Below are 16,903 nucleotides of genomic sequence, written 5' to 3'. Positions count from 1 at the left end.
CGGGGGATGGCCTGGAATATATAGGTATTTAAGGTGATAATCAAATATTTTGTGATCATTTTAATGTCTATAAGTCATCATGTGGCAAATATTTAAACCAATCCCGTCCATATGTCACGGATTCAGGGAATCACTTTATCTTGTATATCTTGGTAGCTTCTATGATTATTCCGTTCCAGGCCCTCATGATTCCTTTTGTTTCGGTATATGGAAACCTGGGGCTGTTAAACAGCAAATGGACCCTCATCTTTTGTTACTTAGGGTTCGGGGTTAGTCTGGCCACTTTTATGTATCACGGTTTTATTAAAAACATACCCAAGGAACTGGAAGAAGCCGCCTACATTGATGGGGCATCCCTGCTGCAGGTGTTCTGGTATGTGGTTTTTCCGCTGTTAAAACCCATCACCATCACCATCGCCATCCTGGATGTGTTATGGATTTGGAATGACTTCCTGTTGCCTTCGCTGGTGCTCATTGATGAGAGCAACCGGACCATACCCCTGTCCACGTTCTACTTCTTCGGCCATTACACCTCTGAATACGGCGCCGCCATGGCAGCCCTGGTGTTAGCCATTATTCCGGTCATCATTTTCTATTTGCTGATGCAAAAACAGATTATTAAAGGGGTATTGGAAGGGTCTATTAAATAATTGGATACAACACGGCACAACTAGAAAATAGAGCAAAGGTGGAGAGAAATGAAAAAGACAGTCAATCACATGGACAATAACCTTGAAACAGCTCAACAATTCGTGGAGGAAATGAATAAGAAGATCAGCGGCCACCCCTGGCGTCCTGTATATCATGTGTCCCCTCCGGCCAATTGGATGAATGACCCCAATGGGTTTTGTTTCTTCAAAGGGGAGTATCATCTGTTTTATCAGCACCATCCCTTTTCCCCCGAATGGGGCCCCATGTACTGGGGACATGTGAAGAGTAAGGATTTGGTGTTTTGGGAGCACCTTCCCATCGCCCTGGCGCCGGGCGAAGCCTATGACAAGAATGGCTGTTTTTCCGGCAGTGCCATTGAAAAAGACGGCAAACTGTACATTATGTATACCGGTAATGTGTGGACAGGCCCTGATCATGATAAGGATCTGCAGCAAACCCAGGCTTTGGCCGTGAGTGACAATGGGGTGCGGTTTACCAAACTGGCAGAGAACCCGGTGATTGCTGCTGCACCGGAAGGAGACATACACCCCCACCATTTCAGAGATCCAAAGGTCTGGGAGCATGAAGGGCAGTACTATGCTGTGATCGGCTCCAAAACCAAAACCAACCAAGGCCAGGCCCTGTTGTTCCGTTCTCCTGATTTGATCAACTGGGAATTTGTCAATGTCATGGCCAAAGGGGAAGGAAATTTCGGTTTCATGTGGGAGTGTCCCGATTTCTTCCACTTAGACGGCCAAGATGTGCTGGTCATGTCCCCCCAAGGCATGAAACCGGAAGGCATCTATTACCATAATCTGCATCAATCGGGTTATGTCATCGGCACGTTAAACTATGAAACAGGCCAACTTTCCCACGGCCCTTTTCAGCTCTTGGATTATGGCTTTGATTTTTATGCCCCTCAAACAACAATTGACAACAAAGGAAGAAGAATCCTCATCGCCTGGATGGACATGTGGGAGAGTCCCATGCCCACACAAAGCTGCGGCTGGGCAGGGGCGATGACACTGCCCCGCTTGCTAAGGATCAAGAACGGCCAGATCGTCTCCACACCTGTTCCCGAGTTAGAACGGTTGAGGGAAAATGAAGTGTATTATACCCAGGTGATGGTGGAAGGTGAGCTTGCCTTGGAGGGGATCAGCGGCGATCACGTGGAACTGGAGCTTGTCATCGATGCCCAGGCTGCTTCCCGCTTTGGGTTGAAACTGAGAGTGAATGAAGAGAGAGGGGAAGAAACAGTCCTGACTTACACCAGAGATGACAGCCTCGTGAGCCTGGACCGCAACCGCTCGGGTCAAGGTCCTGGCGGCATCCGCCAGGCAGAAGTGCCCTTGGAAAATAACCAGCTCCACTTGCGCTGTTTTATTGATAAATCGTCTGTAGAAATTTTTATCAACGGCGGGACAACAGTGATGACAGCCCGTGTGTATCCCAGTGAAGGGGCCACCGGCATCCGCTTTTTTGCCGATCAGCCTATTCAAATCATCAACCTGAAAAAGTGGGACTTAAAACATGCTATAATTAATATTAATTAAAGTTTTTGCCACACAGACAAGGAGTGACTAAACCATGAAAACCTCAGCCGGTTCGCTGGTTGTCACCATTGGCGAGCTTTTGATTGACTTTTTTTGCACTGATGTAGACGTGGATTTGAGCCGGGGCACTCACTTTGTGAAGCAGGCCGGCGGGGCGCCGGCCAACGTGGCCGCAAGCGTAGCCAAACTGGGCGGCCAGGCTGCTTTTGTCGGCAAAGTGGGCCATGATCCGTTTGGCAGCTTTTTAAAACAGGTGTTGGATGAGCAACAGGTGGATACCTCCATGCTGGTCATGGATAAACATGCTCCCACCACTCTTGCCTTTGTTTCCCTGACCAAAGAGGGGGAACGGGACTTTGTGTTCAACCGGGGAGCGGATGGCCTCTTAAACTATGATGAGTTAGACCTGAAAAAAATCCGCCAAGCTAAAGTGATTCACTTCGGATCAGCGACCGCCTTGCTGGACAAGCCATTCCGGGACACCTACTTGCGCCTCATGGAAGAAGCCAAGGATAACGGACAGCTGGTTTCCTTTGATCCCAACTACCGCGGGGACCTGTGGAAAGGCAGAACAAAGGAGTTTGTCCGGTTAACCCGCCAAGCGCTAAGCCAGGCTGATTTCGTCAAAGTCAGTGCCGAGGAACTGGAGGTTATAAGCGGAACAAACGATCCAACACAGGGTGTGCAAAGGATACTTCAGTTAGGCCCCCAGGCCGTAACTGTCACCCTTGGCAAGGAAGGAACATTCCTTTCGGCCGGGGAGCAACAGACCTTGGTCGAAAGCATCCCGGTTAAAGCGGTGGATGCCACAGGCGCTGGTGATGCCTTTGTGGGAGCCGTATTGTTTCAGTTGGCCCGCCTGGATGATCCCCTACAGGCCTTAGGCGATATGGGACAAATGAAGGAGATCGTCGCTTTTGCCAATAGGGTGGGGGCCCTGGTGTGCACCAAAATCGGCGCCATGGCTGCCTTGCCGAGCTATGATGAGGTCATGAAAGTGGTATAATGAAATCCTGGGAACATCAGTATATCGTTGGCGAACTTCATTTTGCTTTGCGGGCGTATTTTGGCAACAAAGCCTGCTATGTGGCGGTTGCTCCTTTTGATGTGTATTTGAGCGCAAAAGAAGATTATGACCATCCCGATCATGTCCTGCAGCCTGATCTGGCTGTCATCTGTAATCCCAATCAACTGGCTTCCAAAGGGTGTTACGGCCCCCCAACGCTGGTAGTGGAAGTACTATCACCTGCAACAGCATTGAAAGACCGGAACGAAAAGTTGAAGCTTTACCAGCAATTTGGTGTCCAAGAGTACTGGCTTGTGGATCCCGGCTACAAAATGGTCGAAGTACTGGGACTCGAGGATGGTTATTACCGCACAAAAGAGGCCTTCGGCAAGGAAGGCCAATTAAGGTCGTTTGTTATTAAAGATCTAACGATTAAGTTAAAACCCGTTTTCCAGTTTGAACAGAACAAAACCCCTTAAAGCACCTACTGCTCTTCACTGGCGGAAGGTGTATCCTTAAACGGCCAAAAGTTGGCCTGGCCAAACATCCTGACCATGACTGGTACAAAGAGGGGCAGCACCACCAGAGCATAAAGGAACAGCCCCGTCAGGACGATAGTGGCAATTTGCATCAGGGAGAGGACCCCTGATGGGTACATGGCCGCAAACGTCCCACCTAGAATGACAGCAGCAGAGATAATCACGGTGCCCATATTGCCCATGGCCAGCAATATGCCTTCCTTGACCGACAGGTGCCGATATTCGTTAAAGCGGTTCATCAAGAAAATGCTGTAGTCGATCCCCAGGGAGATCAGCATCACAAAAGCAAAGAAAGAGACCGCCCAATTAATGCCCGAATACCCCAATGCGTTGACAAAAATCAGTTCTGTGACCGCCATGGACGTATAATAGGTTAACACAAGGGAAGCAATCAAATAGATGGGCATCACCAGGGAACGAAGCACAACGACCAGGATAAGGGCAATGCCCAACAGCATCAGCACCACTGTGCGCGCATAGTCTTCACTGGAAATGTGGTACAAATCAGCATAGGTGCTGGTCACACCGCCCACAGCCAGTTGAGCCCCTTCCAGTTCTGTATCTTTGACCGCCCGTTGAACAGCTTCCTCGAGTTGTGGGATCATGGCCAACGCTTGTATAGCGTAGGGATTGTCGGCCAGGATCACATCAAAGGTGGCTATCCTCTGATCGGCAGAGAGATAAGCCTCCAGCGCTTGCTGAAACTCAGCGCTGTCCAACACCTCCTGAGGCACATGCCAGCCGGCCATTTCCTCGTCAACGACAGCAGAGAGTTCAGCCAGATAATGTTCTGCCTGGGCCAAGCCGTCCGCCACTTGATGCAAGCCAGCTGTGCTTTGATCCAAACCGCTGATCAAGGCATCCACTTGTCCCCCCAGTTGTTCAAAGCCCAACAGCAGTTCCTGCTGTCCTTTATTCACCCGGTCCAGTCCGCCAGACAAAGAGGGCAGCTGACCGGTGATCTGCTGCTGGCCATCCGCTAACTCGTTCAAACCATCTTCCAACTCTTCAAGGGCGGTGATCAGTTGATCCAAACCGGCCAGTAAAGCTTGCTGGCCGCCAGCCACGCCGGACAGGGCGGCATTGGCCTCGGCCAAACCTGTTTTGATCTGGGCCAAGGCCGCATTCAACTGCTCCAACCCGGCGGCCAGCTGCTGCCCTTGCTGGAGCAAGACAGCTGTGGCCTGCTTCGTTTGCTGGTACTCTTCATCCTGCTGCAATTGGGGGTGCCTTTCCTCCACGCGTTGCAAAGACTGATGGACCTGAGCCAGTTGCTCCACCAGACGGGCCAATCCTGCCTGGAACTGGCGATACTGTTCAGCGACAGAAGCCAGGCTTTCCTCTGCTGTTTGGTAGCCTTGCAGCAGTTGTTCAGCCCCTGCCTGCAGCTGGCGGGCGTTGGCTTTCATCTCCACCAGTCCTTGCCTGATCTCTTCTGCGCCACTGGCGCCGCTGTCTGCACCCTGTGCCAGCTGGGCCAGCCCGTTGTGCAGCTGATTCAGACCGGCCTGAATCTCCTCCGTACCGCTGACCAGTTCTTGAATGCCCCTTGTGGCTTCCTGTAGTTCGGGCTTGGCAGCAGCCAGCTGTGCGTTGGCTTCACCCAGGCCAGAGCTGATTTCTTCAATCCCGTTCCGCCCCTGTTCCAAACCTTCCTGCAGTGTGGCCGCTTGTTGAGCGACCAGGAATCCCTCGACTGGTTCCCCTAATGGTCTGGTGACAGAACGCACCTGCTCTACACCATCCACTTTGGCCAGCTCCCGGCTGATTTTTTCAAGCAGCACCAGATGGTCCGGTCCGTCCAGCGGTGCATGGTGCCGCAGCACCACCTGGACAGGCATGGCTTCACCGGGTCCGAAACGTTCGCTGATGATGTGAAAGCCTTTGACAGAAGGATAGCCATCTCCGATCTCTTCTGTCAGGTCGAAGGAGATCTGTCCGTCATACGTGAGCAGAACAGGCGCGGTAATCAGAGCAACAACGGCCAGGGCGATGAGCGGCCGGGCCAGAGCAAAGCGGCCGGCGGCATCCCACAGCTTACTGGGACGGTGTTCCAATTGGCCTCTGACCGGCCAAAACAGCCTGGGACCCATGAGGGCCATAAACACTGGAACAAGGGTGCCTAAGGCCAACAACAGGATGGCCACTCCGACGGCCACAGCTGCCGCCGATTGATACAGTTGGAAAGTGGATAAACCGACTGTAGCAAAGCCGATCATCACCGCTAGACCGCTGTACAAAACCGTTTTTCCTGCCGTACGGTAGGTGGTCACCACCGCTTCGCTACGGTTATCCTGGCGGATCAGCTCTTCTTTAAAGCGGCTGAGCAGCAAGATGCAGTAATCGGTGCCGATGCCAAACAACACGGCCACCAGAAAAATTTGTGTAAAATTGGACAAGGGAAAATGAAGCAGGTCAACGAGAAAAGCAACAATGGACTGGGAAACCAAATAAGTGATCCCCACAGTGACCAGGGGCACCAGGGGAGCTACCAGGGAACGGAAAACAATCAGCATGACCACAAGGATAAAGACCACCGTAATGCCTTCCGTCTTTTTCAGCCCTTCCTGTGCGCTGACAATCATATCTTCGTCAATCAGCCAGCCCCCGGTCAAATAATGCTCAACGCTGACTTGTTCTAAGGCCTGATTGAACGTTGCTCTGATTTCCCTGACACTCTTTCCCTGCTCTTCAAAAGCGACAGGGATCAAAATGGTGGTTCCATCTGCAGAAATCAGTCGTTCCTCCAGGTCTGAGTCTTCAAAGGGGGAGATGATCTCTGCCAGGCCCAGTCTTCCTTGCTCCTCTTTAAGCCGTTGGAGGGTCTCTTCTATTTCCTGCCTGTCACTTGCCGCGAGCCCGCTCTCCCGGTGAAAGACCAAGACGGCAGACTTTTGGCCTCCTTTGCCCTCCTGCTCCAGTACTTCATTTAAAATGTCCTGAGCCACCGCAGAGGAATACCCGTCAGGAACGGTAATCTGCCCCTTCTCACGGACCAGCTCACCCATGTCAGGGCTGGCGAACCACAGGATACCCAAGGCGGCCAGCCAGATTAACAGCACCAGCCACTTGCCTTTCAGTATGCCTCTCATGCTTTTTCCTCCATCTCCCGTAAGATGTGATTCAGTTTTTCATATGTGTTGATAAAGGTTTCGATCTCCTGTTGTGAAAAATGAGTGATCACTTTTTTGACCAGCTGGTATATTTTTTCTTCAGTTGCAGCCAGCCACTTTTTTCCAGCGGGTGAGAGTTCAAGACAGACCAGACGGCGGTCACGAGGATCGCGTTTCCGTTCCAGAAAACCTTTATCCACCAGTCTGTTGGTGATGGCTGTAATTGCGCTTTTGTTAACGACAAAGGCGGCTGCCAACTGCGTTGATGTACATTGGCCACACCGTTGGATATAACGCAGCAAAAAAAATTGATCAGTTGTCATATCCTGATCCAGCTCTGATTTGACCAGGATGGCTGCCCTTTTCGTTACGAAGAAAGTGATGGACAGATAACGGTCGATGAAGTGCCGGATACTTTCCTGGTGCACGATTTCACTCTCCCTCCTGGCACGAGATCCTCGATACACGCAACTCCTGGCTCAATCCGCACTCAACGATCTTTTACAACCAATTGATTCAATGATTTAACTATTAAACAGTTTAACTATATGGCCGGATTTCTGTCAAGCGTGTGTCTATTGAAGTCTGAGTCAAGTATTTGTGGGCAGTATTTTTATCTCCTTTATTCATGTAAGCGGATTCATTGTTTGAGGGTACTCTCTTGGTCACATCTTATCCCGTTTTAAAAACCGACCAACCCCTTTAACGCTTGGTACACGGGCAGATTGGCCTTGCCTTTAAGGTAGGGGATGTTGTCTCTGGTCACTTGTTCAATGGTCTTGCTCACTTTTTCTACGTAATATCTCGGGGGTTTGTCCTCCTCCTTGCTTGCTGTCCATGCTGGATCTACTGCGATGACTTTCGCCTGATGTTTTAACGTGACGTGAGTGGCCAAATACGCTACAATAAGTATTAAAATGACCGGTGGAGAGAGGGGAGTCCTGTGCAGTACAAGACGGATTTGGACCAGCTTGTAAAGGAGCTTCTAAGGCCCGAGCTGGCTGAGGGGGACATCCATGTGGCTGGCTTAGCAGCTGTTTTGGAAGAACATCCTGAAGTACAGCTGCTTCTGGAACGGCGCAACCACCTGCCTGGCCAAGTGGTGATCAATGGGGTGAATCCGCTTTTACATGTCTATATTGAAGCCATCATTGTAAACCAGCTGGCTGATCCCCAGCTGGAAAGCTTGCCGCTCACCATGCGCCGCCTCAGGGCGATGGGCTTAAGTGACCATGCGGCCAGGGCCAATATTGCGCGGGTTTTTATTCATTTTCTGGATCAAAGTCTGAAGTTTAAACAACCGTTCGATATACAAGCATATGAAGCTGGTGTGCGCCTGTTGGGCGTGCAGCGGAAAAAAACGGGCCGTAACGAACCCTGCCCGTGTGGCAGCGGACGAAAATATAAACGCTGCTGTTTAGACGTCACCACCACTGTACCGGATCTGGACCAGGTGGATCCCATGGCCGGCATGTTAATTTTAGGCCAAGGTTCCTATATGACCGAAGCTGCGAAATGGTTTCTCGGCGACCCTTTACATCCCCTTTTTCAGCTGGAAAACCGGGTCCACATTGCCCGGTACTTTGAACAGGCTGAAGATGTCAAGGGGGCGGAACTGGCACTAAAAGACAACGTTAGCCAGGCCAGGCAAATGGGGCATTCGGATTATCTCCGCAATGCCTTGCAAGATTTACAAATGTTTTGTTTTAATCATGACGGGTATACACAGCTGGGCCTGGAAGTGACCCAATCTTTGCTGGAACTGGAAAACGATGAATATCAACGGGGCAATTATTGGTGTGACAAAGCGGATATACTGGCTGCGGACGGGCAGGTGGCCCAAGCGGAGGAAGAGTTTCGGCAGTTGTTTCAAACGATGCCAGACTGGCATTTTGGCCGCTACCGCTATGCTTGTTTTTTGATGGATACAGGCCGCAAAGCAGAAGCCGTGGCGCTATTGAAAGAACTGGTTGCCGCACAAGCGGACATTGACGAAGAGACTTGGCAGGCTGCACGTGACTTGTTAGACACACTAGAACCCTAAAGCAATAATCTTAGACGGGACCGGGTTTATATACCGGTCCTGATGATTTTTCCTGGATTTAAGATGTGGCGGGGATCCAAGGTTTGTTTTAAGGCAGCCATCACCTCAACGGCCGGGCCGTATTGGACTTCCAGGTACTTGATTTTGCCCAGTCCGATGCCATGTTCTCCGGTACAAGTCCCCCCATGTGCCAGGGCAAAATTGACCACAGCTTCGTTCACGGCCAGCGCTTTGTTGCGCTCGTCTGGATGGTCGGGATCAAAGCAAAAGGCCACATGAAAATTGCCATCCCCTACATGTCCCAAAATGGCTGCCTCCAGCTGGTGGCGCTCGATTTCGGATCTGGCCTGGACAATCGCCTCGGGCAATACAGAGATAGGCACACACACATCAGTGACCATATGTTTTTTGCCAGGTGAGCGGGCGATGATCGCCAATGCGGCCTGGTGGCGGGCTTCCCACAGGCGGGCTCGCCTCAGGGAATCCCGCTCTTCTTCCCAGGCCTTGGCGCCATTATGCCGGGTCATCTCCTTGGCCAACTGGACATCTTCTTCTACGCTGGCTGGACGGCCGCTGACTTGACAGCCATGCTCCCCGTGCGGATGATGCGCCCGCCGGCCAAAACCACTTCCAAACCCAACACCTGATCCTTCATCCCCTCAACATACCTTTATAAACCAGAATGCCCACGTTTAATGTTCCGTATTTTTAATATATCATAAATAATCTGAAACAAACAACATTGTACTGCCCCAACGGAGCAGCACATGTCAGGCAAATGGAAGAATGTGGCCTTACACTTAAGCGGAGGGCACCGAGGGCTTCTGAACAGTACCCTTGTGCAGATCAGCAGGGGACCCTTGATGTTGCAAATGACCTGCCGGGGGCTCCTGATTCTGGTTAAAGAATAGATTTTTGTACCTGTAGAGGTAGAACAGCGCTAAACAGAAGGCCAACAGGTCAGCCAGAGGAAAGGCCAGCCAAATGCCGGTCAAGCCCAGGAAAGGCGGCAAGATAAACAGCAAGGGAATCAGAAACAGCACCTGGCGGGCCGAGGATAAAATGAGAGCCGCCTTGGCATTACCTAACGCCTGAAAAACGCCACCTGTCACCATCTGGATGCCGATGGTCATGCACAGGGCAAAGATGAACCTGAGTGCTGTGGTACCCATCTCCAGCACTTCCGGATCATTGGTAAAAATTCGTAAAAACAGGTGAGGAAATGTCATCACCAGGGCAAAAACAACCAATCCCATTAGTGTCGACACTTTATAGGCCAGCTTGATCGTCTCGCTGACGCGTTGATACAACCGGGCGCCGTAATTGTAACCCACGATGGGTGCAGTGCCTTGCATAATACCTAGCATAGGCAAAATGGTAAACATGATAATGCGGTGGATCATGCCAAACACAGCCACGGCCAAATCGCCGCCGTGGGTGACCAGCATATGATTGGCAATGACAAACATGATGCTTCCTGCCACCTGGTGAGCAAACGCAGATGACCCAATAGCGAAAATCTGTTTGAGCAGACCCAGGTCAGGGCGTAAATTGGCCGGTTTGAACGTGAGGCTGCTTTTTCCCGATTTGAAATAGTAAACCAAATACAGTGCTGTGATCGCCTGGGCTAAAACGGTTGCTCCAGCTGCCCCCTTAATGCCCCAGCCGAAACCAAATATGAAGACAGGGGTGAGCAGCATATTTAGGCCGGCGGAAATGACCATGGTCAACATGGCCATTTTGGCATTGCCTTCAGAGCGGACAATGTTATTCATCGAGAAGCCAAAAGCAAAAAAGACGGTGCCGAATAAGATAATGCCCAAATAATCCTTGGCGTAAGGCATAATGCTCTCGCTGGCACCAAAGGCCAGTAAGAGTGGTTCCAGGAAACTTAAACCCGCAATCACACCGGCAAGGCTGACCATTAAAACCATACTGATCACATTGCCAAAGACACGGTTAGCTTCTTCTGTTTTTTGGGCGCCCAGGCGCCTGGATATCACCGAGGCACCGCCAATGCCAATCGCACCGGCTATGGCCATCACTATCAATTGGACGGGAAAGGCGATGGAGACTGCAGCCACCCCGATAGTGCCCACACTGCGGGCAATAAATATGGCATCAACCACGTTATACAGGGCCATGACAAACATGCCTACCATGGCCGGGATGGACAATCTGGCCAGCAATTTGGGGATGGGTTCCTTACCCAAACGTTCACTTTGTATTTTCATCAGCACCTCTCCCCTGTCCGTTTATTTGCTCTCTTTTTGAATGTGATCAGCAGCATTTTGGTGCCATCTGCCTAAGTGTAGCCAGGGTCTGCTCCATGGGCTCCCAAACAAAGAAGCGGTTAGGCCTTAATTTTTGTTGCCCCCGCCTTTGCGCACCTGCCGTTGGAAATAAATAAAAACAGGCAAGGGCACCAATACCCAGGCTAAACTTTTGATCAAGCTGTTTTTGGCCCGTTCCACCGAGCGTTCCCGTTCTAACCGGATCATCTCTTCATACTGGGCACGCAAGGTTTGCTCGTCAACTTCCGCTTCCCCGCCAATCTCTGTACGCCCTTCCCCCTGCTTCACTGTATGCATATGACGATACTCTTCAAAGGACATGTAGTAAGGCGTAGGCGCCACGATGTCTGCTACGGCCATCACCACCCCGACACTGCCTCCGATCACCATGAGCAAGGTGATCAACATGGTGAGATACAGATAAACCTTTCTGATCCAGCCACCGTCTTGCTTCACCTGATTTGTCATGACCATCCCCCTGTTCAGTGTAATTTTCATTTGCACTGGCCAGCCCCCTGATCGTTACACATTTTTAGGATACGTTATGCGTATTGCTGGCAGCTTAAGACTACTATACGGGTTGCTTGTGATCTTTGCAACAATAAGTGCACACAACAATTTGACAAGGCGGAAAAACGGCGGGTCAATCAGGCATATTCAGTTCGATCATGCATAAACTTTACCGTAAAATAATTTGAAATGGGAGATGAGACATGAGCGACAACTTGTACCTTAAGCAACAACTGGATGAACGCCAACTGGCTATGCTCCAGTCGGAGTTCAACAATAAAAAGAAAAGCAAAGTGGTCATGTGGCTGTTATGGTTCTTTTTGGGAGGTTTGGGAGGACACCGCTTCTACTTAGGTGATACCGGTTACGCTGTGGGTATGCTCCTGGTCACCTTGCTGGTGGGGTGGTTTACCTTTTTCCTGCCGACCTTTATCTGGGTTATCATCGATGCTTTCTTGATTAATGGCCGTCTTGAGCAAAAGAACCGGGAAATTGAGGAACAGTTGATCCATAAAATCAAACAGTTTAATGGGTAGTCATAATAAAACACCCCCTGACCTTCTCACGAAGCATCAGGGGTTTCTTCTATACTGTGGTAACAATGGCAGCCCCAACGTTACATAGGTATAATGTTTTCACTGACTTCTGGCTCATCAGCCAAGTGCCCCTTGCTGAGCGATTCCCCGGTTGAAGCATCAAACAAATGCAAGGCGTGTCTGTCAAAAGATATTTCCACTTCGCCTCTCAAACCTGCTACAAATTTTTTGTCACTGAAGAAGCGGAACAATGAGTTGCCGACCGTCACATTGACCAGGGTGGTGTGACCCAGAGGCTCTGTCAGATTGATAACCCCCGTTAATGTAATCTGACCCTTTTTGCCCAGTTTCAAATCATGGGGCCGCACCCCCAGATAGACACTTTGGCCGTCACGGACGTTAAATTCCTTGAGGCAGCGGCCCAAGTTGATCTTTGTGCCCTCACCGGCAAACTGAAGCTGATCATCCTGCACAGATAATTGACCTTTCAAAAAGTTCATGGGCGGGCTGCCAATGAAATGGGCAACAAAGTAGTTTTTGGGGTGATGATACAAATCAAGGGGCTTACTGTATTGGACTAATTCTCCATCTTTCATGATGGCAACCCGGTCTGCCATGGTTAAGGCCTCTTCCTGGTCATGGGTGACCATGACTGTCGTGATCCCGAGCTCCTGCTGAATCCGTTTAATCTCCTCTCTCATTTCAATCTTTAAGCGGGCATCCAAATTTGAAAGGGGTTCATCCAACAGAAGCAATTTCGGTTCTTTCACAACCGCACGGGCCAAGGCGACGCGCTGCTGCTGGCCGCCGGACAGTTCGCTGGGCAGGCGGTCAAGCAAGTGGTCAAGTTTAACCAGTGCTGCTGCTTCTTTGGCCCGCTCAACCCTTTCTTTTTTGGGCACTTTCATTTGTTTTAAAGGGAACATAATGTTTTCCAGTACGGTCATGTGCGGGTACAAGGCGTAACTTTGAAAGAGCATCCCTATTTTCCGGTCTTTGGGTTCTACTTCATTCACAATTTGCCCGTCAAAAAGAATGTCTCCCTTAGTCGGCTTGTATATTCCGGCCAGCATCAACAGGGTGGTGGATTTTCCACACCCGCTGGGCCCCAATAAAGCCACAAATTCCCCGTCCTCAATCACCAAATTCAAGTTCTCAATCACATCGGCCTTATCGAAGCGCTTGGACACATTTCTTAACTCTATTCTCATACGCCTTTACCTCCTCCCGCATGCATATGCATTAAGGATTTTTGGGTGAGGATGAAGAAGACAATGACAGGCAGCATATAGAAGACCGAAACAGCTGTCAATAAACCGTACGGCACCAAGTTGGGATCGCTCAGCAGCTTTTGCAAATAGGTGGCCAAGGTGATATTACTGTCACTAATGATAAAGGTATAGAGTAACAGAAACTCCGACCAGCCAGACAGGAATGAAAAGATGCATACGGCGGCAATTCCAGGTTTAACCAAGGGCAGGACAATGGAATACCATACTTTAAACCGGTTGCACCCATCGATTAAACCGGCCCATTCCACATCCCAGGGCACATCATCGAAGAAACCTTTAATAATCCACGCCGTGAGAGGAATTTGCAGGGCGGTCTTGACCAGGACGACTCCCCATAAGGTATCAAACAAGCCAAGAAAGTTAAGGATGTAAAAGACAGCAATCAACAGGGCGATACTTGGGAATGCGTGTAAAATCAAAGTAATCTTTAATAACCCATGACGGCCGGGAAACCTTAAGCGGGACAGGGCAAAACCGGCCATCACGCCTATGATGACCTCCAGGATGGTTAATACGCCGGCAAAGACCAAGGAGTTCCAAGTGGCCAGCCAAATACTCGGGTAAACAGACCCGGCAATTTCCACGTTCGTCCACAGAAACCGCCAGTTATCCAGAGTAAAGTTTACCGGTATAAAACCGTACTTCATCTGGCTGGAAAACGAATTTAAGAGCAGCCACAAATACATCAAAATGACAGGCAGTGTCGTGATGAACAAGACGCCGTAAGCCACAATATACGGCATTCGTTTTTTCCATTTTAATGCTTTGGGAAAAGAAACCTGGCTCCTTACTTCACCGCGATATGAAATGTCCATGCCCAACCCCCCTTATGTCCTAGTCTATCCGCGCTCCCCTTTCTATTTTTTGCATGCCGAACAGTTTCCACAGCATCACCGTTAAGACAATAGCCACTGCCACCAGCACGACGGAAACCGCTGCTCCATAGCCAAACTCAAAAAATTGAAAGGCTTTATGGTAGGAATAAAGAGCCAGAACCGTGCTGTCAAAACCAGGTCCGCCATTGGTTAACAGCAAAATGTATTCATAGGAGGTCAGCAATGACAAAAGTTGCCATATGGTGACAAACATAATCGGCCAGCGTAAGGCAGGCAGGATAATGTCCTTGATGATCGACCAATGGCCGGCCCCGTCTACTTTTGCCGCTTTGAACAAATCTTGAGGAATCGATTTAATGGCTGCTGAAAAAATGATCATGCCGAAAGAAGCGCCGATTAAACCATTGGCCAGAATAACAGCTGTCATGGGCTGGTTGACCAGCCACATGGTCGGTGGCAGCCCCATCAGCTCCCTTATGCTGTTTAACACACCATAACTGCTGGGATCAAAAAACCACAACCATAATAAAACATAGACCACAGGCGGTGACATCCTGGGGAGCATCCAGATCGTCCTAAAGAATAATCCGATTGATTCTTTCTGAATAAAATAGGTGGTTAACAAGGCGAGGGTAAGACCAAAGAGGACATTTATGCCAAGCGTAAAAGAGACATAGATCAGAGTGTTGGTCAAGATGGTAGGAAGATTGGGATCCTCAAACAGGAATCTGTAATTTTGAAAACCAATAAAATCCCATCTCATTGCTGAGCCCATGCTGGTAAAAGACAAAACCACGATTAAAATGACAGGCAAGAAGTAGAAAACGGTGACCAGAATCATGAAGGGGCTAAGCATAAAAGCGGGCAATCCCCACTTACGCAAATATAAAGAGAAACGCTGTGTTTTTTCCATAACACCCCTCCTTCTGCCAATCAGTTTAGACAGCCCCCTGCTTAGGAGTCAGGGGGCTTGGGTTGCATTTAGCTCTACAGGGAAGATTTACTCTAAAATGGTCAGTTGATCTCTCAAGTCATTTTTTAACTGGACTTCTAAAGCTTCCAGAGCCTCTTCAGGTGTTTGTCTGCCCAGCTGAACAGCTTCTATGGCTTTAAAGACGGCATTGCTGTAAGGCTCATATCCCTCATGATTGGGCAAGAAGGTGGTATACTCCGTCATATAGGCAATATCGCCCAGCGTGATGTTGGCTTTATAATCAGGATGCTCGGCCGCACTTTCGGTTACCGGCAAGTGATATGTCTCTACATTATGAATGGTTTGCAGGTCTGGATGGATGACATGCTCCAACAGGCGGACAATCAGGTCTTTATGCTCGGCGTTGGAGGAAACAAAATAGGCAAACGGATGAGACAGGGTAATGGGTTGTCCCCCTTCTTCAGCGGCGGGATAGAGCATCATGCCAAAGTTTTCCATCACCCATTCAGGATCAACTTTACCCAGTTCTTTGTGGAAGTCATCTTGTCCCCAGTTGTAGATATTCCAAATACCCCCAAAGTAGAAGAGAACCTCACCATTAACGACCATGGAATGGATGTTGGACCATTCCATTGACAACAATCCTTCGGGGATCAGATTTTTCTGGGCGATTTCATGGAAAAAGCTCAGTTGCTTAAGGACAGCTTCTTTATCAAAGACGATCTTGTTTTCTTCAGGATCATACAATTGTCCGCCAAAATTGTAGAGCATGACCTGAAAATCGGGACCATTGACAGGACGGTGCAAGATACCATACTTTGCAGCCCCGCTTGAAACGGCTTCTTCAGCAACCCGGAGCAGGTCATCAAGGGTAAACTCACCATTTTTGACCTTTTCGGGCAAACTCTCAATCTCTTCTTCACTCCAGCCCATTTCCCTCAAGATATTTTTGTTATAAAAAACTGGACGGGCTTCAGTATCTTGGATGGCTCCCCAAACGTGTCCTTTATAGGTGACCGCATCCCATAGCACAGGGTACACGTCAGCGTAAGCCTCAGATTCTTTCAGCTCGTCCAATGGTTGAATGTAGCCGCCGTCTGCCAGCCAGCCTGTATTGGGATGACTTGCGACATAGATGTCAGGTTCCTTGCCAGACTGGAAAGCCAACATAAATTGTCTGTAGTAATCCTCCCAGCTGCCTTCAAACATTTGGGTTTCCACTTCTACCCGGATATTTTGTCCTTCCTTTTCCAGTTCTTCATTTAACATCTCCGCTGCCCGGACCAGATTATCCACCCGTGTGGTTTCAGGACTTGGAGCCTGGGCAGTGATGGTGACGACCTCAACAGCTTCATTTTCCTGTCCAGCTGACTCATTGCCAGCTGCATCCTCATCTGTTGAGCAGCCTGCCAATACAGTGAAAGTGAATCCTAAACAGAGAACAAGGATCATCAAGTGTTTTAATTTCTCCATCAAAGATCCACCCCCACTATATATTTGATTTTATGATCGGACCCAAGATATTATTATAACCCAAATTGACTTGGTTGTAAATTAGGTGCTTTTCCCCCGATATTTATTATATTATAAATATT

15 protein-coding genes and 1 pseudogene are annotated in these 16,903 nt (G+C 49.5%); 6 read left to right on the top strand and 10 right to left on the bottom strand.

The features are described 5' to 3' along the window. Window positions 1–137 precede the first annotated feature (137 nt). The 4 genes and pseudogenes from IEW48_RS11980 to IEW48_RS11965 form a co-directional block, all read left to right on the top strand. Window positions 138–650: pseudogene (locus tag IEW48_RS11980) on the top strand (carbohydrate ABC transporter permease); the annotation flags it as partial. Window positions 651–698: 48 nt separating this feature from the next. Beyond that, a complete protein-coding gene (locus tag IEW48_RS11975; protein WP_188623963.1) occupies window positions 699–2,204 on the top strand; it encodes a glycoside hydrolase family 32 protein in 1,506 nt (501 codons plus the stop codon). 34 nt (window positions 2,205–2,238) lie between these two features. Beyond that, window positions 2,239–3,210 (top strand): carbohydrate kinase family protein, encoded by a 972-nt coding sequence (locus IEW48_RS11970; protein WP_188623962.1) that lies wholly within the window; start codon window positions 2,239–2,241, stop codon window positions 3,208–3,210. Next, window positions 3,210–3,689 (top strand): Uma2 family endonuclease, encoded by a 480-nt coding sequence (locus tag IEW48_RS11965; RefSeq protein WP_188623961.1) that lies wholly within the window; start codon window positions 3,210–3,212, stop codon window positions 3,687–3,689. Before IEW48_RS11970 ends, IEW48_RS11965 begins: the two co-directional genes overlap by 1 nt. A 5-nt stretch (window positions 3,690–3,694) precedes the next feature. Here IEW48_RS11965 and IEW48_RS11960 read toward each other — a convergent pair whose 3' ends face one another. The 3 genes from IEW48_RS11960 to IEW48_RS11950 all read right to left on the bottom strand — a co-directional run bounded on the left by IEW48_RS11960 (window position 3,695) and on the right by IEW48_RS11950 (window position 7,757). Next, window positions 3,695–6,841 carry an MMPL family transporter gene (locus IEW48_RS11960; protein ID WP_188623960.1) on the bottom strand — a complete coding sequence of 1,049 codons (3,147 nt, stop codon included), beginning with the start codon at window positions 6,839–6,841 and terminating at the stop codon, window positions 3,695–3,697. Next, window positions 6,838–7,290 (bottom strand): MarR family winged helix-turn-helix transcriptional regulator, encoded by a 453-nt coding sequence (locus tag IEW48_RS11955; RefSeq protein ID WP_188623959.1) that lies wholly within the window; start codon window positions 7,288–7,290, stop codon window positions 6,838–6,840. The genes IEW48_RS11960 and IEW48_RS11955 overlap by 4 nt, the downstream gene beginning before the upstream one ends. A gap of 254 nt (window positions 7,291–7,544) precedes the next feature. Next, entirely contained in the window at window positions 7,545–7,757 is a 213-nt protein-coding gene (locus IEW48_RS11950; RefSeq protein WP_139023969.1) for a hypothetical protein, read from the bottom strand. A 48-nt stretch (window positions 7,758–7,805) separates the two neighbouring features. Here IEW48_RS11950 and IEW48_RS17115 point away from each other — a divergent pair, with 48 nt between their 5' ends. After that, entirely contained in the window at window positions 7,806–8,906 is a 1,101-nt protein-coding gene (locus IEW48_RS17115) for an SEC-C metal-binding domain-containing protein (RefSeq protein WP_229704028.1), read from the top strand. Window positions 8,907–8,932: 26 nt separating this feature from the next. Here the strand turns inward: IEW48_RS17115 and IEW48_RS11940 are convergent, their stop codons facing one another. The 3 genes from IEW48_RS11940 to IEW48_RS11930 all read right to left on the bottom strand — a co-directional run bounded on the left by IEW48_RS11940 (window position 8,933) and on the right by IEW48_RS11930 (window position 11,698). Beyond that, window positions 8,933–9,445, bottom strand: coding sequence for an FAD-binding oxidoreductase (locus tag IEW48_RS11940; RefSeq protein WP_188623958.1), 513 nt, complete (start codon window positions 9,443–9,445; stop codon window positions 8,933–8,935). A 261-nt stretch (window positions 9,446–9,706) separates the two neighbouring features. Beyond that, a complete protein-coding gene (locus IEW48_RS11935) occupies window positions 9,707–11,140 on the bottom strand; it encodes an MATE family efflux transporter (protein WP_188623957.1) in 1,434 nt (477 codons plus the stop codon). 126 nt (window positions 11,141–11,266) lie between these two features. Beyond that, window positions 11,267–11,698: a hypothetical protein gene (locus tag IEW48_RS11930; protein WP_229704030.1), complete on the bottom strand. Its 432-nt coding sequence runs from the start codon at window positions 11,696–11,698 to the stop codon at window positions 11,267–11,269. 215 nt (window positions 11,699–11,913) lie between these two features. On the opposite strand from IEW48_RS11930, the gene IEW48_RS11925 reads away from it, so the two are divergent. Continuing rightward, window positions 11,914–12,246, top strand: a complete 333-nt coding sequence (locus IEW48_RS11925) for a TM2 domain-containing protein (protein WP_188623955.1) — start codon at window positions 11,914–11,916, stop codon at window positions 12,244–12,246. Window positions 12,247–12,326: 80 nt separating this feature from the next. Here the strand turns inward: IEW48_RS11925 and IEW48_RS11920 are convergent, their stop codons facing one another. The 4 genes from IEW48_RS11920 to IEW48_RS11905 form a co-directional block, all read right to left on the bottom strand. Continuing rightward, entirely contained in the window at window positions 12,327–13,457 is a 1,131-nt protein-coding gene (locus tag IEW48_RS11920) for an ABC transporter ATP-binding protein (protein WP_188623954.1), read from the bottom strand. Beyond that, window positions 13,454–14,353, bottom strand: a complete 900-nt coding sequence (locus tag IEW48_RS11915; protein ID WP_188623953.1) for a carbohydrate ABC transporter permease — start codon at window positions 14,351–14,353, stop codon at window positions 13,454–13,456. The genes IEW48_RS11920 and IEW48_RS11915 overlap by 4 nt, the downstream gene beginning before the upstream one ends. Before the next feature lie 19 nt (window positions 14,354–14,372). Then, the gene (locus IEW48_RS11910) at window positions 14,373–15,287 is read right to left on the bottom strand and encodes a carbohydrate ABC transporter permease (protein WP_188623952.1); all 915 of its coding nucleotides are present in this window, start codon (window positions 15,285–15,287) and stop codon (window positions 14,373–14,375) included. An 87-nt stretch (window positions 15,288–15,374) separates the two neighbouring features. Beyond that, window positions 15,375–16,781 (bottom strand): sugar ABC transporter substrate-binding protein, encoded by a 1,407-nt coding sequence (locus IEW48_RS11905; RefSeq protein WP_188623951.1) that lies wholly within the window; start codon window positions 16,779–16,781, stop codon window positions 15,375–15,377. Window positions 16,782–16,903: the final 122 nt, after the last annotated feature.

The organism is Caldalkalibacillus thermarum (genome assembly GCF_014644735.1).
GTDB lineage: Bacteria > Bacillota > Bacilli > Caldalkalibacillales > Caldalkalibacillaceae > Caldalkalibacillus > Caldalkalibacillus thermarum.
Note: the sequence above shows the minus strand (reverse complement) of the source record. Positions and strands in the feature narration are given on the sequence as shown.

Coding starts and splice junctions, on each gene's coding strand:
- IEW48_RS11925 (WP_188623955.1), top strand. CDS start 11,914: ATGAGCGACAACTTGTACCTTAAGCAACAACTGGATGAACGCCAACTG.
- IEW48_RS11920 (WP_188623954.1), bottom strand. CDS start 13,457: ATGAGAATAGAGTTAAGAAATGTGTCCAAGCGCTTCGATAAGGCCGAT.
- IEW48_RS11910 (WP_188623952.1), bottom strand. CDS start 15,287: ATGGAAAAAACACAGCGTTTCTCTTTATATTTGCGTAAGTGGGGATTG.
- IEW48_RS11935 (WP_188623957.1), bottom strand. CDS start 11,140: ATGAAAATACAAAGTGAACGTTTGGGTAAGGAACCCATCCCCAAATTG.
- IEW48_RS11915 (WP_188623953.1), bottom strand. CDS start 14,353: ATGGACATTTCATATCGCGGTGAAGTAAGGAGCCAGGTTTCTTTTCCC.
- IEW48_RS11905 (WP_188623951.1), bottom strand. CDS start 16,781: ATGGAGAAATTAAAACACTTGATGATCCTTGTTCTCTGTTTAGGATTC.
- IEW48_RS11975 (WP_188623963.1), top strand. CDS start 699: ATGAAAAAGACAGTCAATCACATGGACAATAACCTTGAAACAGCTCAA.
- IEW48_RS11965 (WP_188623961.1), top strand. CDS start 3,210: ATGAAATCCTGGGAACATCAGTATATCGTTGGCGAACTTCATTTTGCT.
- IEW48_RS11970 (WP_188623962.1), top strand. CDS start 2,239: ATGAAAACCTCAGCCGGTTCGCTGGTTGTCACCATTGGCGAGCTTTTG.
- IEW48_RS11930 (WP_229704030.1), bottom strand. CDS start 11,698: ATGAAAATTACACTGAACAGGGGGATGGTCATGACAAATCAGGTGAAG.
- IEW48_RS11960 (WP_188623960.1), bottom strand. CDS start 6,841: ATGAGAGGCATACTGAAAGGCAAGTGGCTGGTGCTGTTAATCTGGCTG.